This is a genomic window from Paractinoplanes ferrugineus (genome assembly GCF_016862195.1).
GTDB lineage: Bacteria > Actinomycetota > Actinomycetes > Mycobacteriales > Micromonosporaceae > Actinoplanes > Actinoplanes ferrugineus.
Window position 1 is genome coordinate 25823 of the sequence record NZ_BOMM01000012.1, and the last position, 21536, is coordinate 47358.

Annotated in this window: 19 protein-coding genes, 1 other RNA gene and 1 pseudogene; 4 read left to right on the plus strand and 17 right to left on the minus strand. The window is 69.3% G+C overall.

What is annotated here, in order from left to right; translation table 11 throughout:
• Positions 1-194 precede the first annotated feature (194 nt).
• Positions 195-1232 (plus strand): annotated as a pseudogene (locus Afe05nite_RS44905) (recombinase family protein); the annotation flags it as partial.
• 544 nt (positions 1233-1776) lie between these two features.
• Here the strand turns inward: Afe05nite_RS44905 and ssrA are convergent.
• From ssrA to Afe05nite_RS08030, 8 genes are all read right to left on the minus strand, one after another.
• Positions 1777-2151: a transfer-messenger RNA gene (gene ssrA / locus Afe05nite_RS07995) on the minus strand.
• Between the two features lie 22 nt (positions 2152-2173).
• Complete coding sequence (locus Afe05nite_RS08000; RefSeq protein ID WP_203816348.1) at positions 2174-2830, minus strand: cellulose binding domain-containing protein; 657 nt, start codon at positions 2828-2830, stop codon at positions 2174-2176.
• Positions 2831-2876: 46 nt separating this feature from the next.
• Positions 2877-3353 (minus strand): SsrA-binding protein SmpB, encoded by a 477-nt coding sequence (gene smpB, locus Afe05nite_RS08005; RefSeq protein WP_203816349.1) that lies wholly within the window; start codon positions 3351-3353, stop codon positions 2877-2879.
• Between the two features lie 34 nt (positions 3354-3387).
• Complete coding sequence (locus Afe05nite_RS08010; RefSeq protein ID WP_203816350.1) at positions 3388-4566, minus strand: peptidoglycan DD-metalloendopeptidase family protein; 1179 nt, start codon at positions 4564-4566, stop codon at positions 3388-3390.
• Between the two features lie 173 nt (positions 4567-4739).
• Entirely contained in the window at positions 4740-5615 is an 876-nt protein-coding gene (gene ftsX, locus Afe05nite_RS08015) for a permease-like cell division protein FtsX (RefSeq protein ID WP_203816351.1), read from the minus strand.
• A 65-nt stretch (positions 5616-5680) separates the two neighbouring features.
• Positions 5681-6361: a cell division ATP-binding protein FtsE gene (ftsE, locus tag Afe05nite_RS08020; RefSeq protein WP_203816352.1), complete on the minus strand. Its 681-nt coding sequence runs from the start codon at positions 6359-6361 to the stop codon at positions 5681-5683.
• Positions 6362-6504: 143 nt separating this feature from the next.
• Positions 6505-7617 (minus strand): peptide chain release factor 2, encoded by a 1113-nt coding sequence (gene prfB, locus Afe05nite_RS08025; protein ID WP_203816353.1) that lies wholly within the window; start codon positions 7615-7617, stop codon positions 6505-6507.
• A 57-nt stretch (positions 7618-7674) separates the two neighbouring features.
• Positions 7675-8190 (minus strand): PadR family transcriptional regulator, encoded by a 516-nt coding sequence (locus tag Afe05nite_RS08030; RefSeq protein WP_203816354.1) that lies wholly within the window; start codon positions 8188-8190, stop codon positions 7675-7677.
• A 365-nt stretch (positions 8191-8555) separates the two neighbouring features.
• Between Afe05nite_RS08030 and Afe05nite_RS08035 the strand changes: the two genes are divergently transcribed.
• A complete protein-coding gene (locus Afe05nite_RS08035; RefSeq protein WP_203816355.1) occupies positions 8556-9479 on the plus strand; it encodes a hypothetical protein in 924 nt (307 codons plus the stop codon).
• Here the strand turns inward: Afe05nite_RS08035 and Afe05nite_RS08040 are convergent.
• Together Afe05nite_RS08040 and Afe05nite_RS08045 are read right to left on the minus strand one after the other, a co-directional pair.
• Complete coding sequence (locus Afe05nite_RS08040; RefSeq protein WP_203816609.1) at positions 9476-9937, minus strand: DUF6912 family protein; 462 nt, start codon at positions 9935-9937, stop codon at positions 9476-9478. The two genes, Afe05nite_RS08035 and Afe05nite_RS08040, sit on opposite strands and share 4 nt — an antisense overlap.
• A gap of 159 nt (positions 9938-10096) precedes the next feature.
• The gene (locus Afe05nite_RS08045) at positions 10097-10528 is read right to left on the minus strand and encodes a rhodanese-like domain-containing protein (RefSeq protein WP_203816356.1); all 432 of its coding nucleotides are present in this window, start codon (positions 10526-10528) and stop codon (positions 10097-10099) included.
• A gap of 93 nt (positions 10529-10621) precedes the next feature.
• Here Afe05nite_RS08045 and Afe05nite_RS08050 point away from each other — a divergent pair, with 93 nt between their 5' ends.
• Positions 10622-11122 (plus strand): Lrp/AsnC family transcriptional regulator, encoded by a 501-nt coding sequence (locus Afe05nite_RS08050; RefSeq protein ID WP_239117643.1) that lies wholly within the window; start codon positions 10622-10624, stop codon positions 11120-11122.
• On the opposite strand, the gene Afe05nite_RS08055 is transcribed toward Afe05nite_RS08050, so the two are convergent.
• The 3 genes from Afe05nite_RS08055 to secA all read right to left on the minus strand — a co-directional run bounded on the left by Afe05nite_RS08055 (position 11119) and on the right by secA (position 15073).
• The gene (locus Afe05nite_RS08055) at positions 11119-11649 is read right to left on the minus strand and encodes an Rv3235 family protein (protein ID WP_203816357.1); all 531 of its coding nucleotides are present in this window, start codon (positions 11647-11649) and stop codon (positions 11119-11121) included. The genes Afe05nite_RS08050 and Afe05nite_RS08055 overlap by 4 nt on opposite strands.
• A gap of 193 nt (positions 11650-11842) precedes the next feature.
• Positions 11843-12070, minus strand: coding sequence for a helix-turn-helix transcriptional regulator (locus tag Afe05nite_RS08060; protein WP_203816358.1), 228 nt, complete (start codon positions 12068-12070; stop codon positions 11843-11845).
• A 102-nt stretch (positions 12071-12172) separates the two neighbouring features.
• Positions 12173-15073, minus strand: coding sequence for a preprotein translocase subunit SecA (secA, locus tag Afe05nite_RS08065; RefSeq protein ID WP_203816359.1), 2901 nt, complete (start codon positions 15071-15073; stop codon positions 12173-12175).
• A 173-nt stretch (positions 15074-15246) separates the two neighbouring features.
• Here secA and Afe05nite_RS08070 point away from each other — a divergent pair, with 173 nt between their 5' ends.
• Complete coding sequence (locus tag Afe05nite_RS08070; RefSeq protein WP_239117644.1) at positions 15247-16383, plus strand: GNAT family N-acetyltransferase; 1137 nt, start codon at positions 15247-15249, stop codon at positions 16381-16383.
• A gap of 31 nt (positions 16384-16414) precedes the next feature.
• On the opposite strand, the gene hpf is transcribed toward Afe05nite_RS08070, so the two are convergent.
• The 4 genes from hpf to mtrB form a co-directional block, all read right to left on the minus strand.
• Positions 16415-17035 (minus strand): ribosome hibernation-promoting factor, HPF/YfiA family, encoded by a 621-nt coding sequence (gene hpf / locus Afe05nite_RS08075; protein ID WP_203816360.1) that lies wholly within the window; start codon positions 17033-17035, stop codon positions 16415-16417.
• Between the two features lie 245 nt (positions 17036-17280).
• Positions 17281-18063, minus strand: coding sequence for a ComF family protein (locus Afe05nite_RS08080; protein ID WP_438867781.1), 783 nt, complete (start codon positions 18061-18063; stop codon positions 17281-17283).
• A gap of 5 nt (positions 18064-18068) precedes the next feature.
• On the minus strand, positions 18069-19874 hold the full coding sequence (locus tag Afe05nite_RS08085) for an LpqB family beta-propeller domain-containing protein (protein ID WP_203816361.1): 1806 nt from the start codon (positions 19872-19874) through the stop codon (positions 18069-18071).
• A complete protein-coding gene (mtrB, locus tag Afe05nite_RS08090) occupies positions 19871-21457 on the minus strand; it encodes an MtrAB system histidine kinase MtrB (RefSeq protein ID WP_438867782.1) in 1587 nt (528 codons plus the stop codon). The genes Afe05nite_RS08085 and mtrB overlap by 4 nt, the downstream gene beginning before the upstream one ends.
• Between the last annotated feature and the right edge of the window lie 79 nt (positions 21458-21536).

The window sequence follows — 21536 nt, forward strand, 5'->3', positions numbered from 1 at the left end:
AGACGTCCCCGCCGACGGAAGGCGCAAACAGCCAACGGTGGCGGGACATCAGCCACGATCGAAAGAATCGGCCAGCGAAGCGCGAGCGGCCCGGAGACGCGAGGTCGCCATCAACGAAGAACTTCTCGCCCGCGCCCTGGCCATGATCGCGGACGATCTCGCCCGGGAGGCGAGCGCTCGGGAAGGGGTACCCGATGACTGAGACCCGGAAGCGTGCCTTCATCTATCTGCGCGTCTCGTCGGTCGGTCAGGTCAACACCGACTACGACCCGGAAGGCATCTCGCTCCCGGCACAGCGTTCCGCGATTCAGCGTCGCGCCCGGGAACTCGACGCGGACATCGTGGCCGAGTTCGTGGAGCCCGGCCGTTCCGCGACCACGGTCGACGGCCGACCGGTCTTCCAAGAGATGATGGCCCGGCTCAAGGCCAAGCCTGACATCGACTACGTGATCGTCTACGCCCGCTCGCGGCTACACCGCAACAGCATCGACGCCGCCATCACGAAACGCGATCTCCGCAGCGCGGGCGTCATCCTGATCTCGATCATGGATTACACCGAGGACAGCGCCATCAGTGATCTGGTCGCGACCGTGCTCGACGGCGTGAACGAGTACCAGTCGCGCGCTTCCGGCGCCGACATCGCCTACAAGATGGGCCAGAAGATCGTCCGAGGCGGCTCGGTCGGCCGGGCACCAATCGGCTACCTCAACGTCCGTAAGACATTCGAGGGTCGGGAGGTCCGCACGGTCGCCGTCGACCCGGTACGCGGCCCACTCGTCCGAACGGCATTCGAGCTGTACGCGAGTGGCACCCACGGCTTCCACTCGCTTATCCAGACTCTCACCGACGCTGGCCTCCGCACCAAGCGCTTCCCCGCCGGCACTCCGATCTCTATCAACTCTCTGGGGAACCTTCTCCGCGACCGCTACTACCTCGGCCTCGTCGAGTACCGAGGCCAGGAGTACCAAGGGCGGCACGAGCCACTGGTCACCCCGGAGACGTTCGACCTCGTGCAACAGATGTTGGAGTCACGGCGCGCGGGTGGCGTCCGCGAGCGCACGCACAACCACTACCTGAAGGGCGCTGTCTGGTGCGCCCGCTGCCACCGTCGTCTCATGGTCATGCGCGGCAAGAGCAAGACCGGCGACCTGCATTTCTACTACTTCTGCCGAGGCCGACAACTGCACTCCTGCGATCTCCCTTACCTTCCGATCGCCAAGACCGAGGAAGCCGTGCTCGACAACTACGGAACGGTCGCGCTGCCCGCCGATCTCCGGAAGCGGATCACGGACCTAATCGAAGAGGCGATGATCGGGTCGGCCGAGGCGCAGGCGGAGGTCAAAGCACGAGTCACGACGCGCCTCCGAGAGCTGAACAAGAAGGAAGACCAGCTCCTCGACCTGATCGGCGATCCCGATTGGCCTCAAGACAAGATCGCCGCCCGGCTCAGGGACATCCGAGACGAGCGGAACAGGCTCTCCCGCCAGCTCGACGACGACCAGGCCGACAGGCTCGACGCGGCCCGCGAAACCCTGATGTACCTACTCGGCCTACTGGAAGACCCGCGAGAGCTATACCGGCAAGCGGGCAAGCGCGCCCGCCGCGTACTGAATGAGGCGTTCTTCGCGAAGCAGTACCTCGACACCGACGACAGCGGCCCGTACGTCGCCTCCGACGACCTCGCCGAGCTAATCGAACCGCTGGTCAACCACGCCAGGAACGAAAGCGGCGCCGCCCATCTGGGCGGCGCCGCTGCGGGTTCAAGTAAGAACCCTCTCGTGGAGGTGCCGGGAATCGAACCCGGGTCCTTCGCTGTTTTGTCAGGGCTTCTCCGAGCGCAGCTCACTATGCCTCTACTCGCCCCTACCGATCATGTGAGCAAGTCGGTATGACGGGGCCAGTCGTGTTTGATCTCGTCGCGCGGTCCTCACGACTGGAACCGGTTGACCAACCTCCTAGCTGATGCCGGTGATCTGGGACGGAGGTACTCCCAGTCCGACAGACTTGCTACTCGCCTCAGGCGGCGAGAGCGAAGTCAGCGCGATTGGTATCGGCGCTTATAAGTTTCCGACGACCGATTCTCGAGACGACGTCGGCTTCCTCGGCTCGCTTCCCCTGTCTCCACGTACGAAGTCGAAACCAGTCACCCCCCAGTCAATGCAACTCACGAATCTTAGCTCATCCCGCACGTTCCGCCCACGACGGAGCACCCGCTGGGCCGGGCACTTCCGCCGCCGTTCTTGCTGACCTGGAAACCGAAGGTGACGGTCGCGCCGGGCTGGAGTGGGCCGCCGACGAACTTCATGGTGGTCCCGGACTGGGTGCCGCCCGCGTTCCACGTGCCGGTCAGGCGGGCGCCGGTCATGCCGTTGTTGCTGACTGTCACGGTGAAGGACTGGGCGGTGCGGCCGTTGTTCCGCACTCGAACGGCCGCCACGTAGCCCTGTTCCCAGCTGGCCGGAACGTTCAGCGTCGCGGCAAGGTCGGCGCCGGCGGGCGGCGGCGGGGCCTTCCTGGTGGCCGGGCGGGTGGTCTTCGTCTCGGTCGGCCGGGCCGAGTTCTCAGTCGGCCGGGGCGAGACCGAGCGTGCCGGGGAGGCGGAGGTGCGGCGGGGCGTCGGGGCCGTGGAGGGCGTCCAGGACGGTGCGGCCGAGGACGGTGCCGGCACCGCCGAGGGCACCGGCAGCGCGACCGCGGGCTGACGCGACGCCTCGGCCGGTCCGACGGCTCGGACGGCGACCCAGACGACGAGCATGACCAGGACGGCGGCGGCCGCGCTCAGGACCAACTGGGCGGGGCCGAGGGGGCGCGCGGAGTGCTTCGGCGGCACGGGGCATCACTCCGGGAGATCGAGGGGCGCCCGGGAGCGTACCTGGTCAGGCCATTCCTTTGATACGTCGGCCCATGGCCCGGTTGATTTCCTTCTGGGCGTCCCGGGTGGCGAGGTCCTGCCGCTTGTCGAAGCTCTTCTTACCGCGGGCCAACGCGATCTCGACCTTCGCGTACCCGTTGTGGAAGTAGACCTGGAGCGGGACCAGCGTGGTGCCGTCGTCGCGCAGCTTGCCCTGGATCTTGCGGATCTCGTCCCGGTGCAGCAGCAGTTTGCGGATGCGCCGGGGCTCGTGGTTGGTCCACGTGCCCTGGGTGTATTCCGGGATGTGCAGGGCGTGCAGGAAGATCTCGCCGTTGCTTTCGTGCCCGAACGCGTCGACGAGCGAGGCCCGGCCCGCCCGCAGCGACTTGACCTCGGTGCCGGTCAACGCCAAGCCGGCCTCGTAGGTGTCGAGGATCGCGTAGTCGTGACGGGCTTTGCGGTTGGAGGCGACGACCTTCCGCCCCTGTTCGCGTGGCATGAGCTCCCCAAAAAGACAAATTCTACTAGGGGGATCAGCAGAGGCAGGACGGCAGGTAGCGGAGCGGATTTTTCGGTACGCCGTCGAAGCGCGTCTCGAAGTGCAGGTGGTAGCCGGTGGACGCGCCGGTGCTGCCGACCCGCCCGATCACCTGGCCGCGTCGGACGTACTCGCCGACGTGCACGAGGATCCGCGACTGGTGGCCGTAGCAGGTCTGGAACCCGACCCCGGCGAGCTTGCCGTGGCTGATGCAGGTGTAGTTGCCGTACCCGTTGCTCCAGCCGGCCCGGATGACGTTCCCGGCCGCGGCGGCGTGGATGGGGGTACCGCCGGGTGCCGCGAGGTCGGTGCCGGCGTGGAGCTGCCAGACCCGGTAGTACGGGTCGTAACGGTTGCCGAAGTCGCTGGTCTTCCACCCGCGTACGGGCATGAACAGTCGCCCGCCCGCGTAGCGCCCGGGGTTGCCGGACTTCGCCGAGAAGCCGCGCAGTGCCGTGCGGATGCGCTGTTCCTCGGCGAGCGCGGCCCGGTAGCGGGCCAGCACGGTGATCCGCTCGGCGTTGGCGGCCCGGACGGCGGCCAGCCGGACGGCGGTGAGCTGCCCGAGCGCCCGCTGCGCCTGGGAGGCCGCGACCTGGGCGTCCTTGGCCGCGGTGAGTTTGCCCCGGGCGACCGCTTCGGCCGCTTCGGCCTCGCGTTTGGCCAGCCCGGCCCGGTCCTGCGCGGTGCGCGCGCGGGCCCGGGTGTGGATGAGCCGGTCGACGTCCTGCTGCTGGGTGCGCATGAGCTGGTCGACCATGCTGAGCCGGTCCATGATGTCGGCCGGTCCGGTGCCGTCGACGAGCACGTTGATCCGCGAGAACTGGCTGCCCATGTAGCTGGCCTGGGCGATCTGGTCGACGCGCGCGCGGGCCTCGGTGAAGTCGCCCTGCGCCTTGTCGAAGGCGCCGGCCACCTTGGCGTAGGCGAGGCGGGCGGCCTCGGCCCGGCGACCGGCGGTGTTGGCGGCGGCGATGGCCGCGGCCACGGCGCCGCGGGAGAGGGCTACGCGCTGGCGCGCGGTGGGCATCGCCCGGGTGGCGACTTCGAGGCGGAGGGCGGCGGTTCGGGCTCGCTCGGTGGCGTTTTCCAGTACGGCCTCGGCCCGGGCCACCTCACGGGAGGCGGTTCCGGAGTTGCCGGTGTCCGCTTGCGCGCCGGCCGGGGCTGCCACCAGGCTGACAAGGCACGCACACACAGCCAGAAGGGGCGATAGGCGACTATGTCGGCATTTGGACCACACAGCGACCCACCGTACCCGCAGGAACCGCCACCCAAGGTCCAAATCGCCCAACGGCCGCGTTCCCAGCGGGAACGCGGCCGTTGTCGTGAGTCAGCGAACGAGCGTCAGACCTTGAGGTAGAAGCGCAGCGTGACCCATGCGGTGACGGCACTGACCACCGCACCGACGCCGGCGAGCAGCGGCAGCATCAGGAAGACGTTGCTGTTGTGCACCGGGGTCAGGATCGTCGTCAACGCCTGCAGCTTGTGGTCGAGCAGCACGACCTTGCCGAGGAAGAGCACGCCGAAGCCGATGACCGAGCCGACCACGCCGGCGACCACCGCCTCCAGCACGAACGGTGCCTGGATGAACCAGTTGGAGGCACCCACCAGCTTCATCACCGCGACTTCTCGGCGCTTGCTGTAGGCCGCCACCTGGATCGTGTTACCGACCAGCAGCAGCGCCGCGACCGCCATGAAGGCCGCCACCCCCAGCGAGCCGACCTGGAAGCCGTTGAAGATGTTGAACACCTTGTCGAGCAGCGTGCGCTGGTCGATGACGTCCTGGATGCCCGCCATGCCCTGCATCTGGTCGGCGAAGGTCTTGTACTTCTCCGGGTCCTTCAGCTTGACCCGGAACGACTCGGGGAGGCTGTCCGGGCCGACCGACTTCACGAAGTCGGGCGAGTCGGCCCACAGCTCCTGGAAGCGCTTGAACGCCTCCTCGCGGGTCTCGTACGTCTTGTTCGACACGAGCGGGTTGGAGGAGATCGCCGTGTCGATGGCGGTCCGCTGCGCGTCGGTCACGTCCGTGCGCAGGAAGATCGAGACCTCGATCTCACCGTAGTAGTAGCTCTTCATCTGGTCGACCTGCATGTAAAGCAACACGCTGGCGCCGAGCATGAACAGTGAGACCGACATGGTGATGACCATGGCGATCGTCATGGTGACGTTTCGCCACAGGCCCACCAGGACCTCGTTGAGGACGTACTTAAACCGCATCGGGGGGTTCCTTCCGGGACTCCGCGTCGTGCCAGTTCAGGGTTGGGGACAGGACGGAGCCGGGCTCAGCCGTAGACGCCGCGGGCCTGGTCACGAACGATGCGGCCGCTCTCGATCTCGATGACCCGGCGGCGCATCTGGTTGACGATGTTGGAGTCGTGCGTGACCATCACGACCGTCGTGCCGGTCCGGTTGATCCGGTCCAGCAACCGCATGATCTCGATCGAGGTGTCCGGGTCGAGGTTGCCCGTGGGCTCGTCGGCCAGCAGGATCAGCGGCCGGTTGACGAACGCCCGAGCCACCGCGACTCGCTGCTGCTCACCACCGGACAGCTCGTGCGGGTAGCGGTGCTCCTTGCCGCCCAGGCCGACCAGCTCCAGCACCTCGGGCACGACCCGGCGGGCCACCGCCTTGGTCTTGCCGATCACCTCGAGGGCGAACGCGACATTCTCGTACGCGGTGCGGTTGGGCAGGAGGCGGAAGTCCTGGAAGACGCAACCGATCGAGCGGCGGAAGTGGGGAACCTTCCAGGACCGCAGGGTGGTCACGTCCTTGGCGTTCACCACCACCTTGCCGCGGGTCGGAGCAACCTCGTGCAGGAGGAGCTTGATGATCGTCGACTTGCCGGAACCGGAGGGGCCGATGAAGAAGACGAACTCACCCTTCTCAATGCCCACGCTCACGTCGTCCAGCGACGGGCGAGACGCCTTGGGGTACGTCTTCGTCACGTTCTCGAGCTGAATCACGGGATCGGAGTCTACGCGGTGTAACGAAATCGCCAACCCCGGCGGGTGCGTCAATCTGCATCCGCCCCGCCGGAACAGGCATTCCGGCCCCGGACGCCTGACCGAACGTTCAGACGCCGTCGCCCTGCGTGGTGGATCTTACCTCAGCTTTCCGTCTTGCCGGTCTTGCGCCAACGGATCCCGGCCTCGATGAACTGGTCCAACTCGCCGTCGAACACCGAGGACGGGTTTCCGGTCTCGAACTCGGTGCGCAGATCCTTCACCATTTGATAAGGGTGCAGAACGTACGACCGCATCTGGTCGCCCCACGAGCCGGTGGTGTCCTGCTTGAGGCCGGCCATCTTGGCCTCCTCCTCCTGGCGCTTGCGCTCGAGGAGGCGGGCCTGCAGAACGCGCATCGCCGACGCCTTGTTCTGCAACTGCGACTTCTCGTTCTGACACGTCACCACGATGCCGGTCGGGATGTGGGTGAGCCGCACCGCCGAGTCGGTGGTGTTGACGCTCTGCCCGCCGGGCCCGGAGGAGCGGTAGACGTCGACGCGGATCTCGTTCTCCGGGATGTCGATGTGGTCGGTCTGCGCCACCACCGGCATCACCTCGACGCCCGCGAAGCTGGTCTGCCGCCGGCCCTGGTTGTCGAACGGGCTGATCCGCACCAGACGGTGGGTGCCCGACTCGACACTGAGCGTGCCGTACGCGTAGGGCACCTTGACCGCGAACGTGGCCGACTTGAGGCCGGCCTCCTCCGCATAGGAGGTGTCGTAGACCTCGGTCGGGTAGCCGTGCCGCTCGGCCCAGCGCAGGTACATCCGCATCAGCATCTCGGCGAAGTCGGCCGCGTCCACCCCGCCGGCGCCGGCCCGGATGGCCACCAGCGCCTCGCGGGAGTCGTACTCACCGGAGAGGAGGGTGCGGACCTCCATCTCCTCGATGGCCTTGGCGAGCGAGGTGAGCTCGTCACCGACCTCGGCGACCGAGCCGGCATCCCCCTCGGCCTCGGCCATCTCGAGGAGCAGGGTCGCGTCGTCGAGCCGGCCGCGCAGCTTCTCCATCCGGGCGATCTCCCCGGAAATGTATGACAGCCGGCTGTTGACCTCCTGCGCCCGCGCCTGGTCGTCCCACAGGTCGGGGGCGGAGGCCTGCTCTTCGAGCTCGGCCTTGTCACGCCGCAGCTTGTCGACGTCCAGGACGTTCTCGATGTTGCGCAGGGTCGCGTCTAACGCCTTGAGTTGCTCGGGAAAGTCGGCAGCGGTCACGACACCCAAGACTACGCCGCCCGGCCAGTGATCGGCCGGGCGGTCCGAACGGGCGCATCAATTCGACGGTGCGGTCTTCAACCAGGTCAGCGCGGCCTTGTGGTAGGCGACGGCGAATTCGAGGGCGGCTGAGCCGTACGCGTCACCGTTCTTCTTCGCCTCCTTCGCCTGCTCCTTGGCCATGGCCATGGCCTCCGAGTGGTACTCGGAGGCACCGGTGTACAGCTCCTTGAGCTGTCCGCCACTGTGCTGTTCGCCGAAGGCGACGCGCAGGGCGACCGGGTTGCGCAGAGCGTCCCGGCCGGGGGCCTCGGCGAGCCAGCGGCTGAAGGCGCGCTTGCCGGCGGCGGTGATGGCATAGGGCTGGCTGGAACGGGGGCCGGGCTTGCCGAGCCGTACGAATCCCATGTCGGCGAGGACCGGCAGTTCGCGGTAAACCTGGCTCCGCGTCATCGACCAGTAGGGCCCGAGGCGGCGTTCGGCAGCCGCCATGAGCTGTCCGCCGGTCATCGGCCCCTCGTGTAGCAGGCCGAGCAGCGCGGCAGCCGTGGGATTGATTTGAGTGTCGGGCATGCCTTCTAAGCTGCCACTTTGTCGCCGCCACGTCCAGGATTTCGCCCGATCCGTCCATTTTGCGTCTCCACAAACGACTGTCCCGCACAGACAGTCCGACCACGAGGGTCGAGACGGCGCGTTTAACCGGCGAGGAGCGGTCTGACCAGCTAAAATGGTCCTAGCAAACCGGTCAGACGGCGATGCCGGGCAGCAACCGGGCGAAAACGCATGGATCGGGCTCCCGAAACGCGCAAAGCGGATGCTTGACCCATTTGGGGATGGTGCCCCGGCGTCGGTCCGGCCGGCCGGCCCGGGAATGTCCTCGAACGACTCGCCCCGAGCGCCCGACCGCCACCCGGGGCCCGCCGCGTACCCTGAGCCCCATGAGTGCCCAGGACACGACACCGGACGCCGAGCGCCCGTCGTCGAACAGCCTCCTGCTCGCGCTCGCCGCGCTGATCTGGATGGCCGCCATGCTCTGGTCGGCCCGCGCCTCGATCACCGGCCGGGCCGACGCCGAGATGGAGGTCACCTCGACGGCCTACGCCCTGCCGGGTGCGGTCTCGGCCGCGCTCGTCGCCGGTGCGGCGGCCGCCCTCGCGGTGACCACCCGCTGGCGCACGCTCGGCACCACCATGCGCTTCGCGGTCGCCACCGGGGTCGGGCTCGTTCTCGGCCTGGCCGGCGCGGTCCCGATCGTCACGATCAACACCGAGGGCTGGATCTACGCGGTCGTCGGCGGCACCGTCGCGGCGGCGGCCACCATCGGCGGGGCGCTCGCCGGCTTCCGCCGCTCCCGGGTGCTCGGCGCCGTCTGCTGGGCGGCGATCGGCGTGTTCCTCGTCGGCTTCGTGCTCAACGTCTTCCAGGACGAGGTGCTCGGCGTCCTCGGATCCGGCAACACCCAGGCGTCCCGGGCCGGCGCGGCCCAGTGGTTCACCTTCTGCCAGTCGCTTCTTTCCGGCCTGGCGGCCGGCTTCATCGCGTACGGGGTGCTGCGACGGTCCCGGCGCCACGCCGACGGTCCCGAGCTCCCCTGGCCGTTCTACGCGCTCGCCGGGGCCGGCCCCGGTCTGCTGCTGGTCGTCGGCGAGGGGCTCACCCGCACCGCCGGATCGCGGGTGCTCGACCTGGCCGGCAAGGTGAGCGAGCTGGAACTGGCCGTGCAGCAGATGCTGAGCGGCGCCCGCTTCAACAGCGCGCTGATCGTGCTGTTCGTCGGGGCGATCAGCGCGACGATCGCGATCGGCCGGACGATCCGCCCGGTCCCGGCCGACGAGGAGCCGGCCCCCGCGACCGTCGACTAGGCCAGATCGTCCAGCTCGGAGACCGCGTACCACTCGAGCTCGTGGTCCTCGGCGCCATCCACGATGAACTGGGCGTCCGGGTCACCGGCCAGCGCCTCCTCGACCACTTCGGCGGCCGCACCCACCTGCTCGGCCGCGTCCGGGCCGTCGAGGTGGACCGACGCCACCTCCTTGAGCGACACCGACTGCGGCAGCCGGACCGTGCTGGAGCCCAGCTCGACGTCCTCGCGCACCAGCGCGTCGGCGGCCACGTCGGCCGAGACGACCACCCGTCGCCGCGGTGCCGCCGGGTCGTGCCTCAGCAGCCGCAGCGCGGCCTGGGCGGCCCGGGTGAACGCGACGTACTCCAGCTCCTCCTCGTCCCCCTCCGCGTACCACTCGCGGAGCGCCGGGGTGACCGCGTGCGCCTCCGTCGGCCCGGCGCCGAGCTGCCCGGAGGAGCGCATGGCCGCGAGCATCGGCACGGTGGCCGGCACGTAGACCCGGACCAGATCGGTGATCGGCACTTCTCCTCCTGCGGTATGGACCGTCCCCGTAGTACACCGCCGTGACGGCCCGGGGAAGGCCCATTCCACCAGTCGTGTCCGGATCGTGGCGCAGGGGGTCCGCGCCGCCGCTCAGCAACCGCACACGGGCCCGCCAGGCATGCCGGTGGGCGCGGTGAGCGGGTCGGCGGCCGCCGAGATCTCACCCTGCGGGGTACGCACGGGGAAGCCCTCCCGGATCCAGTACTCGACGCCTCCGATCATCTCCTTCACCTCGAACCCGGCAAGCGCGAAGGCCAGCGCCGCCCGGGTCGCCCCGTCGCAGCCCGGACCCCAGCAGTAGGTCACCACCGGCACGGCCGGGTCGAACAGCTCGCCGGCCCGCGCGGCGATCTCGGCGGTGGGCAGGTGCCGAGCGCCCGGGATGTGGCCCTGGTCCCAGGCGGCCCTGCTGCGCGAGTCGACAAGCACGAAGCCGGGCTCGTCGGAGGCGAGGGCCTTGGCCACGTCGGACACGTCGGTCTGGAACTCGAGCTTGGCCGTGAAGAACGCGATGGCAGTCATGCCGAGAACGCTAAGACCTAAGGCGGACGCCAGACAGAGCACTTCGACGGCACCGAGGTTAGATCGCCGGGGAAATCCCGGTAGATTGTCCTCATGGCCATGGAGTTCACGCCCGATGCCACCGACTGGCGCCTGCTCGCCGAGTTGCAGCGCGACGGCCGAGCCTCCTATGCCGAGCTGGCGCGGGCGGTGTCGATGTCGGCCAGCGCCGTCACCGAACGGGTCCGCCGCCTGGAGGAGGCCGGGGTGATCGCCGGTTACCGGGCCGTGGTCGATCCCGAACGGGTGGGCCTGGGCGTGCTGGCCTTCGTCCGCCTTCGCTATCCCACCGGCAACTACCGGCCGTTCCATGCGCTGCTCGACTCGACCCCCGAGATCATCGAGGCCCACCACGTCACCGGGGAGGACTGCTTCGTCCTGAAGGTGCTGGCCCGCTCGATGCGTCACCTGGAAGAGGTGACCGGCCGCATCTCGGGTCTGGGGTCGGTGACGACAAGCGTCGTCTATTCGAGCCCGCTCTCCGGCCGGGCCGTGCCGGAGCCGAGGCCCGGAACGCCCACCGCCTCCATTGCCATGGGCGCCCCGGGGGTCTAGATCAGCCGCAGGATCGTCGCCGACCACGCCTGCTGGTGAAGCTCGAGACGCAGGGCCAGCGCCCAGGTGCGATCGCCGGCCACCAGGGCCACCGCGGCCTCGACCGCCCCGGGGCGGGGCTCGCACAGCCGCAGCCGGATGACCGCCACCGGAGACACCCGCCGGGTCGGCCGCCGACCGGGCTTGACCGCGGCCTTGCGCACGTCACTCACCCGCCGTGCCGCGGCCAGGCCCTGCGCCACCACGCCGGCCGCCTCCTCGGGGCGGGACAGGTGACGCAGATGAGCGGGTGGCCGGTGACCGTTGAGCACCTCGACGCACATGCGCACGAAGCGGTTGACCGCCAGCTTGGCCTCGGGCGAGGCACCGGACACGACCGCGGGCGGGCCCGGTGACCGGGGCGCCGACGGGGGTGCCGACGGCCGTGCGGGCGACGACGGAGCCGGCCAGTCGAAGGCCAGTTGATGAGCGGTGGCCCAGACGGCGGGCTCGATCTCGTCGTCGAACGGAGGCTCGCAAAGTGGCACCCGGCGGAGGCTGATCGAAGGGCGCGGGCCCCGTGGCGCGATCTCGACCGTTCGTCTCATCGGAACACCGCCAATCGCTGCGTTTGCTTACGTTTGCCTGTGACAGCGATTGTTGCTGGTGCAGCGACGGAGGGTCAACGGCGCGATGTGAGTGCTCGACCGATGCGAGAAGAGGCGCAAACCGGGCGGCGGTTCAGTCGGCCTCCCGCTCGACAAGCGGATTGCCGCGGACCCACTCGGCCGTCTCCGCATACTTCTGCTCGATGTATTGCTCGAGCTTGGCGCGCTCGACCCGCCACTGGCCCCGGCCGCCGACCTTGATCGCGGGCAGCTCGCCGCTGCGGACCATGTGATAGACCTGCGAGTCCGAGACGTTGAGCTCGGCGGCCACGTCGGACAGCAGCAGAAACCGGGGCTCCACCCTGATCCCCCTCCTTGCTTGCGATCGGGTCAGTTTGCCACCGCTCACCGAAACACAAAACGGCCCGCCGGCAGATGCCGACGGGCCGTTCCGGAAAAACGATCAGGCAGTTGCGCTCGGCGCGCCGTGGCAGCGCTTGTACTTCTTGCCCGAACCGCAGTAGCAGGGCGCGTTGCGCGACGGACCGTTCGATTCGGTCTGGCCGCCCGACCGCGCGGACCGGGACGCGGTGGTGTGCGCGGGCGACGGCGGCACCGGCGAGTCGCCGACCCCGATGCCCAGCGCGGGTGCCTGCTGCTGCTGGATGACCGGAGCACCGGCGCCGGCCTCACCGTCGATCGCGGGCGCGGTGTATTGCAGGTTCCGCGGACGGCCGGGGCCACCCAGACCCTTCGCGCGCACCTCGACCCGGTCGGCGTCGGTGGTGTTGTCGTCGTCGCCGGTCGGCATCAGCATCGCCTTGCTCGGGTCGACGACGACCGACGGCGCCTCCTCGACCTGGACCTCGAGGTTGAAGACGAAGCCGACCGCCTCCTCCTTGATGCCCTCCATCATCTGGTTGAACATGTCGAAGCCCTCGCGCTGGTATTCCACGACTGGGTCGCGCTGCGCGTAGGCCCGGAGGCTGATGCCCTCCTGGAGGTAGTCCATCTCGTAGAGGTGCTCGCGCCACTTGCGGTCGATCACCGCGAGCAGCACCTGGCGCTCGAGCTCCCGGACCGCCTCGGCGCCCAGCTCCTCCTCGCGGGAGGCGTACGCCTCGGCGGCGTCGTCCTGCAGCTGCTGGGTCAGGAACTCCTGGTCGATGGAGGTGCGCTCGCCGCCGGACTCCTCGACGATGTCCTCGATCGTGAGCTTGACCGGGTAGAGGCGACGCAGGTTGGTCCAGAGCTGATCGAGGTCCCAGTCCTCGGCGTAGCCGTCGGACGTGGCCGCCACGACGTAGTCACTGACCACGTCGGCGATCATGTGCTGGACCTGCTCGTGCATGTCCTCGCCGTCGAGCACGCGCTTGCGCTCGGCGTAGATGACCTGGCGCTGCTTGTTGAGCACCTCGTCGTACTTGAGGACGTTCTTGCGGATCTCGGCGTTCTGGCCCTCGATCTGGGTCTGCGCGCTGCGGATCTGCCGGGTCACCATCTTGGACTCGATCGGCACGTCCTCGGGGATGTTGAAGCGCTCCATGACCGCTTCGACCGCACCCGCCCGGAACCGCTTCATCAGGTCGTCCTGCAGCGACAGGTAGAACCGGGACTCGCCCGGGTCGCCCTGCCGGCCGGAGCGGCCGCGCAGCTGGTTGTCGATGCGGCGGCTGTCGTGCCGCTCGGTGCCGAGCACGTAGAGACCACCGGCGGCGGTGACCTCGGCCGCCTCCGTCTCGCAGGCTTCCTTCCACGTGGGCAGGACCTCTTCGAGGGCCTTCGCGTATTCCTCCGGGCTCTCGGCCGGGTCGAGCCCGCGCTGGGCCAGCTCGGTCGCCGCCAGGAACTCGGGGTTGCCGCCGAGCAGGATGTCGGTGCCACGGCCGGCCATGTTGGTCGCCACCGTGACGCCGCCCTTGCGGCCGGCCTGCGCGATGATCGTGGCTTCCTGGGCGTGGAACTTCGCGTTGAGCACCGCGTGCGGGATGCCGCGGCGACGCAGCAACGTCGAGAGGATCTCGGAGTTCTCCACCGAGACCGTGCCGACGAGGACCGGCTGGCCGGTGGCGTGCCGCTCGGCGATGTCCTCGATGACCGCGTCGAACTTGGCCTTCTCGGTCTTGTAGATGACGTCCGGGTGGTCGATGCGGATCATCGGCCGGTGCGTCGGGATCGACACGACGCCGACGTTGTAGACCTTGTTGAACTCGCCGGCCTCGGTCTGCGCCGTACCGGTCATGCCGCCCAGCTTGCCGTACAGCCGGAAGTAGTTCTGCAGGGTGATCGTCGCCAGGGTCTGGTTCTCCTGCTTGACCTCGACGCCCTCCTTGGCCTCGATGGCCTGGTGCATGCCCTCGTTGTAGCGGCGGCCGTGCAGGATGCGACCGGTGAACTCGTCGACGATGAGGACTTCGCCACCCTCGTTGACGATGTAGTCCTTGTCGCGCTTGTACAGCTCCTTGGCCTTGATGGCGTTGTTCAGGTAGCCGACGAGCGGGGTGTTCACCGACTCGTAGAGGTTGTCGATGCCGAGGCGGTCCTCGACCCGCGACACGCCGCGCTCGGTCACCGCGATGGTGCGCTTGGCCTCGTCGACCTCGTAGTCGCCCTCGCCGTCCTTGCCGCGCTCGAGGCGCTTGACGATGGCGGCGAACTCGCCGTACCACCGGGCGGAGTGCTCGGCCGGGCCGGAGATGATCAGCGGGGTGCGGGCCTCGTCGATCAGGATCGAGTCGACCTCGTCGACGATCGCGAAGTTGTGGCCGCGCTGCACCAGCTCGTCCTTCGACCACGCCATGTTGTCGCGCAGGTAGTCGAAGCCGAACTCGTTGTTGGTGCCGTACGTGATGTCGCACAGGTAGGCGGCACGGTGCTCGACCGAGGGCCGGTTGGGCAGGATCACCCCGACCGTGAGACCGAGGAAGACGTGCACCCGGCCGACCCACTCGGCGTCCCGCTGAGCCAGGTAGTCGTTGACCGTGATGATGTGCACGCCCTTGCCGCTCAACGCGTTGAGGTAGGCCGGGAACACACCGGTCAGGGTCTTGCCCTCACCGGTCTTCATCTCCGGGATGTTCCCGAAGTGCAGCGCCGCACCGCCCATCAGCTGCACGTCGTAGGCGCGCTGGCCGAGCACCCGCTTCGCGCCCTCGCGGGCCACGGCGAACGCCTCGGGCAGCAGCGAGTCGAGCGACTCGCCGTCCTCGACCCGCTCTTTGAACTGCTGGGTGCACTCACGCAGTTCATCGTCGGTGAGGTCGACGTAATCTTCCTCGATCGAGTTGACCGCGTCCGCGATCGCCTTGAGCCGGCGCACCATGCGGCCTTCGCCGGCACGTAGGACCTTTTCCAATATCGACACGGGTCAGCGCTCCCCTAGACAGTTTGCTCGACCATCGTAGGCACCCTCTGGCGGAACCTGTGACCCGAGCCTCCGGTTAACCGCACAAGAGGTGCGAAACGGGGCATCAAGTTCGCTCAGAGCGAAGTGATTCCGGCAGGATCACTCCCAGAACAGCACCCTCAGGAGGCAATTTGAGCATCATCGCAGGCATCGACGGCAAGGGCGTGCGCCTACGGTCATTTCGCTCGGATGATGTCGAAGCGGTCGCGGCGGGCTACGACGATCCGCTGTGCTTCCGATTCCTGCCACCACTGCCCGCACCGTTCACCCTCGCGCATGCCGAAAGGTTTCTCGCCGAGGGCGTGAGCTCCATCTTCGCCGAGGGCGGAGCGGTCTTCGCGATCGCCGACCCGCAGACCGACGAGCTGCTCGGCGGCATCGGTTTCGACAAGGTGGTGCCGAGCCGCGGCCAGGCGGAGATCGGTTACTGGGTCGGTCCCTGGGCGCGCGGACGCGGCGTGGCGACCGCCGCCGTGCGGGCGCTGAGCACCCATGCCCTCGACACCGGTCTCGCCCGCCTCGAACTGCTCACCCATTGGGACAACACGATGAGCCAGCGTGTCGCGCTGGCGGCGGGGTTCCGACGGGAGGGAGCACGCCGTGCGGTACTGCCCGACCGCGACGGCGGACGCGCCGATCTGATCGCGTTCGCCCGGCTCGCGAGCGACTCCGGGCAGGCCCTCCCGCGCCTGCTGCCCGACCTGCCCGGCGGCGAGCTGACCGACGGCGTCGTGCGGCTGCGTCCGCTCGGCCCCGGCGACGCCGACTTCACGCTGCACCTGCGCGGCCTGCCCGAGGTCTGGCAGACGAGCGTGCCGCCGCAGGAGCCGAGCGCCCACGAGATCAGGCAGCGCTGCGAGCGGGCCGAAGCGCAGTGGCTGGCCGGCACCCGGGCCGAGCTGGTCATCACCGACGCCGCCAGCGGGGCGCCGGCCGGTGAGATCGCGCTGTTCTACCAGGAGCCGGTGACCGGCCAGGCCATGATCGGCTACAGCATGCTGCCCAGCTTCCGCGGACGCGGCTTCGCCACCCGGGCAGCCCAGCTGATCGCGCTGTGGGCGTTCGCGGAGACCGACGTCCACCGGCTCGTCGCCGGGACCCTGCCGGAGAATGTCGGCTCGCAGCGAGTGCTCGAGAAGGCCGGCTTCCGCCGCGAGGCGTACCTCAGATCGCGTCTGCCCGGTCCGGGCGGGACCCGCGTGGACGACGTCGAGTTCGTTCTCCTCGCCGAGGACCTCCTGGCCGAAGGTCCCCGGCTTGATGGCTGAGGCGGAGTCAGCGGAAGCCCGTGAGCGGAGGCTAGACGCTGGTCTCCAGCGACAAGATGCCGTAGTCATAGCCGCGGCGCCGGTAGACGACGCTCGGGCGACCGCTGTCCTTGTCGAGGAAGAGGTAGAAGTCGTGGCCGACGAGCTCCATCTGGAAGAGGGCGTCGTCGACGGTCATCGGCTCGGCGGGGTGTTCCTTCTCCCGCACGATGCGCCACGGCTGATCTTCCGGATGCTCGGCGAGCGCGGTGGCGACCGATGACGACTCCCCGGCCGGCTGGGCGGCGGTGAGATCGGTGGGCAGGCCGGCGGTGGCGGCCGCGACCGAGACGGGCGTGTGCCGTCCGCGGTGGACCCGGCGCCGGTCGGCCGAGCGGCGCAACCGTCCGTCGAGTTTGGCGATGGCGAGGTCCAGGGCCGCGTAGAAGTCCTTTGCGCAGGCCTCGGCCCGGACGACCGGGCCCCTGGTCATGACGGTGATCTCGACACGCTGGCAGTTGTCGGACTGGCGTGGATTGCGTTCGTGGAACAGTTCCACGTCAGCTCGGATCAGCTTCTGGTCGTACCGTTCGACCTTGCTCAGCTTGTCGGCGACGTGTTCCCGATAGTGTTCGGGAACCTCTACGTTGCGGCCCTTGACGACAATGTCCACTCGTGACCTCCCCCAACGTTTGTTCTGCGGGCGCCCCTTGTTCGACGGGAGCCGGGGGCGCCGAAATGCGCGCTGCTGTGGTGGTTGCGGAAACGCCGGATCTCAGCTTTTCAGCTCACGCGGCGTGACCGATCGCGAATGTGACGACTCCTTTCCGGTGGCGCTGATGCGGGCTCTCCCGGCGGCTGGATAAGCGGTCTCGCTTACCCTCGTCACCAAGACGCTAACGTGCAGATGCTCCCGCGTCACCCCTCGTTTCGGATACCTGATCCCTGACCTTTGGCCCTTTCGGTACCGCCTGGCAGGAATGCGGGGAAACTCCCTCGGGATGCTCTGCGCAGTCGCGTGGCGGCGAGCACCGCAGCGCCCGTGACCTGCATGTCTGCCTCCCTGAGGCGACGCGTCACCGCAGCCAGCGTGGCCCCGGTCGTGACGATGTCGTCCACCACCACAAGGGTGCCTCCCGGCGGCGTCGCGCGTCGGCGAAACCCGATCAGAGCGGTCCGGATTCGCAGCGAACTCTCAGCGGCAATCCGCCGTTCGGCGGCGGAAAGTGACGCAGAGTCAGGTCTTGGCAACGCTCGTAGTGGGCGGACCGCGGAAGCGTCCCAACCGGCCCCGCGCAGCCGGCGCACCGCCTGTCCGGCGAGGCGTGCCATGTGGTCGCCGCCCCGCTCGCGCATCGCGACCGCGGTCGACGGCACGGTCAGCAGAGTGACCGGCCGGCCGCGTGGCGCCAGCTCGGCCACCGCCGCGGCGAGCAGCATTCCCAGGGGCCGGGCGAGCCGGTGCCGGCCACGTTCCTTGTACGCGAGCAGAGCACCCCGCAACGGCCCCTGATATGCCCCGACAGCCACGCAACGGGGCAGGCCGGGCGGCGGTGGGGTCGGGGCCGTACGGAACGGGCGCAGCGCCTCCAGGAGCGTCACGCAGCCACCACACATGCCGTAACGCATCGGCACCCGCTCGACGGCACACCCGGCACAGGGCGCGGGCAGCACGAGATCGGCCAGGTCGGCGAGCAGCACGCGGCTCAGTCCAGGAAGAACGGGGCCTTCGGCACCAGGCCGGGCTGCGCGGTGACCGGCGGCCCGGCCAGGTTGGCCGTGGTGATCTTGACCGGGTCACCGAGCACGTCCCAGGCGTCCCCGGCCGTCTCGTACGACTCGAAAACCGTGTTCTCCTTGCCCGAGAGCGGGTTCGACGGGTACGCCACGAGGGAGGTGATCGCCTCCTTGCCGATGTCGGCGAGCCGGGAGTAGGTCAGCGCCCCGTCCACCGTCACGTCCAGCACCGCGGACCGCCCGTCGGCCCGGGTGCCGGCCACCGCCAGATAGGCCTCGCTGCTCCACGCGACCGCGGCGATGGTGCTGAAGTTGGGTGGCAGCAGTTGCTCCGGCGTGCTCATGGTCAGCGAGTCGCCGCCGGTGTCCAGCACCGTGCGATAGAGCTTCCCGCCGGCCACGAACGCGACCCGATGGCCGTCCGGCGCCACCGAGATCGACGAGATCGGCCCCGGCTCGCTCTGCAGCTCGACCGGCTTGGCCTTGCCGTTGATGCCGAAGCTGTAGAGCTTCCCGCCGCCGGTGATCAGGCCGACCGCGCCACCGGGATCGTTGTCCGGGGTCACCGCCCAGGTCGGCCGGCCGAACTCGCCGGTGATGCCGTCGACGTTGTTCAGGTCGGTCTGCTGGCCGGTGCGGGCCGCTGCCACCTGCAGTTTGCGGGTCCCGCCGGCGCCGGCGACCACCGCCACGTACTCGTGGGTGGCCGACTCCCCCAGCGCGGCCGTCGAGAAGCCCTTGTTGTCGGCGGGTTTGAGCACCGGCACCGCGTCGCTCGACTGCGCCGAGCCGGTGAGCCGGCGGATCGTCCCGTTGTAGATCACGAAGCGCTCGGGCCGGTCGGCGAGCCGGGAGGCGACGTTGCTGTCCTGGTAGTCGAGGTCGGAGTAGCGGACCGGGTCGGAGTTGCCGACCTTGAGCTCGAGGGTCTGCGGGATCAACCCGCGCAGCGACCACTGCAACTGCCGCCGCAGCCGCTCGAGCGCCTTGCCGTCGCCCGACGGCAGGGCCTGCGCGCTCAGCGTGACCTGCAGCGTCTCGTTGGCGGCGGCCGGCACGTTGGCCGGGGCCGTGGTGTCGGCGGGCAGGCCGCGCACGGTGTCGCCGAGCCAGCCCGCCGGACCGTTGACCAGCCAGCTCAGGATCGTGGTGGGCTGCTGCACGGTGGGCAGGGACTGCGGCATGTAACGCACGTCGGGGATCAGGCCGGTGCCGTCGTCGTTCCAGAAGTAGATCGTGCGGCGCTGGTAGTACTTCTCGAGCGCGGTGTCGGTCATGAGCAGGACCCGCGGCGCCGAGGTCGCGGTGATGAAGTAACCGCTCTGCCCGGCGACCGGGCTGACCTTCATCGAGTATTCGAAGGCCTTCGGGTCGGACGACGGCTCCAGCACCCCGTTGCCCTTGAGGATGCCGACCGTCTGCGCGCTGAACGAGACGTCGGGGTAGCCCGGGGTGTAGAGCAGCTTGTCGGTCAGCCGGATCACCCGGATGTCGGGCCCGGCCTCGAACCCGGCCCTGAGGTTGTCGGCGAGGAACGCCTTGACCCGGGCGTTGTCCGAGTCGCCCGCGGCGGCCTGGAGGTAGTTGGTGATCAACGTCGCCGGGTCGCTGGCCGCCGCCCGGTCGGGCGGCTCGGCCGGCTCGTTGCCGGCGTCGGCGTCGAACCCGGCGGACGGGCCGGCGCCGATCACCCGGACGTCGGTGTCGTCGGGGATGCCGCAGCCGCCGGCGAACAGCGTCGCGAGGACGACGGTCAGCGCGAGGTAGCGCCTCACCGGCCCGCCTCCTCGGAGTCGAGCGCACGATCGCGCGGGATGAGCGGCAACGGCGCGGCCACCAGACGGTCGCCGGAGCGCACCGGCAGGGTCAGCCGGAACTGGGCGCCCTCGCCCGGGGCGCCCCAAGCTTCCAGCCAGCCACCGTGCAGCCGGGCGTCCTCGGCGCTGATCGACAGCCCGAGGCCGGTGCCGCCGGTCTGCCGGGCGCGGGACGGGTCGGCCCGCCAGAACCGGTTGAACACCAGCCGCTCCTCGCCGGCCTTGAGGCCGATGCCGTGGTCGCGCACGGTCACCGCGACCGCCGCCTCGTCACAGGCCAGGGTGATCCGCACCGGGCGGCCCTCGCCGTGCTCGACGGCGTTGCCGACCAGGTTGCGCAGCACCCGCTCGATGCGCCGCGGGTCGACCTCGGCGATCACCGGCTCGTCCGGCACCCGCAGCTCGATGGTGACGCCGACCCGGTCGGCGAGGCCGGTCAGCCGGTCGGCCACCCGCTTGACGATCGGCACCAGGTCGGCGTGCTCGGCGTCCAGGGCGGCGAACCCGGCGTCGAAGCGGCTGATCTCCAGCAGGTCGGTGAGCAGGCTCTCGAACCGGTCCAGCTCGGCCTGCAACAGTTCGGCGCTGCGGGCCACCGCCGGGTCGAAATCCTCGCGCTCGGAGAAGATCAGGTCGGCCGCCATCCGCACGGTGGTCAGCGGGGTGCGCAGCTCGTGCGACACGTCCGAGGTGAAGCGGCGCTGCAGACGGGACATCTCCTCGAGACGCACGATCTGCCGCTGGAGGTTGGCCGCCATCTGGTTGAACGAGGCCGCGAGCAGGGCCAGGTCATCCTCGCCGGTCACCTTCATGCGCTGGTCGAGCAGGCCGGCCGAGAGTCGCTGGGCGGTGCGCGCGGCGTCGCGCACCGGGAGCACGACCAGGCGGGTGACCAGGCCGGCCACCACGCCGAGCAGGATGACCAGGGCCAGGCCGGTGACCAGCACGGTGGTGCGGATCTGGTTGGCGGCACTGTCCTCGGTGGTCAGCGGCACCATGTAGTAGAGCTCGAGGTGCCCGAAGTTGGTGGGCACGGGTGACCCGTACACCAGGAATTTGATCTTTTTGCCGTTGACCTCGGCGGTGCGCACCTGCTCGGCCACCTTGCCGTCGCCGGAGACGGCCTTGATCAGGTCGCGGGTGATCAGGCCACTCGTGTCGAGCTTCTTCACCGAGGTGACGGCCTGGATGCCGGGGATCTGGTCGGCGCGGATCGACACCACCGACCCGCCCGACTCGGCCGGGTCGTCGTCGGCCAGCGCGTTGACCGTGATGTCGACGGTGTTCTGCAGGCGCGGCTCGAGCGCGGTCAGGTGCACGCTGAGCTGCGACGCCGCGTATCTCAGCTTGCTCTGCATGGACGACTCGACCTCGTCCTGCGCCCGGTTGAGCAGGATGTTGGCGCTGCGCTGGGCCACGAAGAAGCCGAACGCGCCGACAAGCACGCTGGAGGCGATCAGGGTGAGCGCCACCACCCGCAGTTGCAGGGAGCGGCGCCACTCACGACGGGCCGGGGCGACGAATCGGTCGAAACGCCGCATGCCCATCCGAAAATATCGCCGGAGCACCCGCAGGGTGCGCCGGACGGGCATCGGAAGCCAGGCAGGGGCGCGCATCTCG

Coding starts and splice junctions, on each gene's coding strand:
- smpB (WP_203816349.1), bottom strand. CDS start 3,353: ATGCCACGCGAACAGGGGCGGAAGGTCGTCGCCTCCAACCGCAAAGCC.
- Afe05nite_RS08040 (WP_203816609.1), bottom strand. CDS start 9,937: ATGCTCGCGGCCATGCGCTCCTCCGGGCAGCTCGGCGCCGGGCCGACG.
- Afe05nite_RS08035 (WP_203816355.1), top strand. CDS start 8,556: ATGAGTGCCCAGGACACGACACCGGACGCCGAGCGCCCGTCGTCGAAC.
- Afe05nite_RS08050 (WP_239117643.1), top strand. CDS start 10,622: ATGGCCATGGAGTTCACGCCCGATGCCACCGACTGGCGCCTGCTCGCC.
- mtrB (WP_438867782.1), bottom strand. CDS start 21,457: ATGCGGCGTTTCGACCGATTCGTCGCCCCGGCCCGTCGTGAGTGGCGC.
- Afe05nite_RS08045 (WP_203816356.1), bottom strand. CDS start 10,528: ATGACTGCCATCGCGTTCTTCACGGCCAAGCTCGAGTTCCAGACCGAC.
- Afe05nite_RS08030 (WP_203816354.1), bottom strand. CDS start 8,190: ATGCCCGACACTCAAATCAATCCCACGGCTGCCGCGCTGCTCGGCCTG.
- ftsX (WP_203816351.1), bottom strand. CDS start 5,615: ATGCGGTTTAAGTACGTCCTCAACGAGGTCCTGGTGGGCCTGTGGCGA.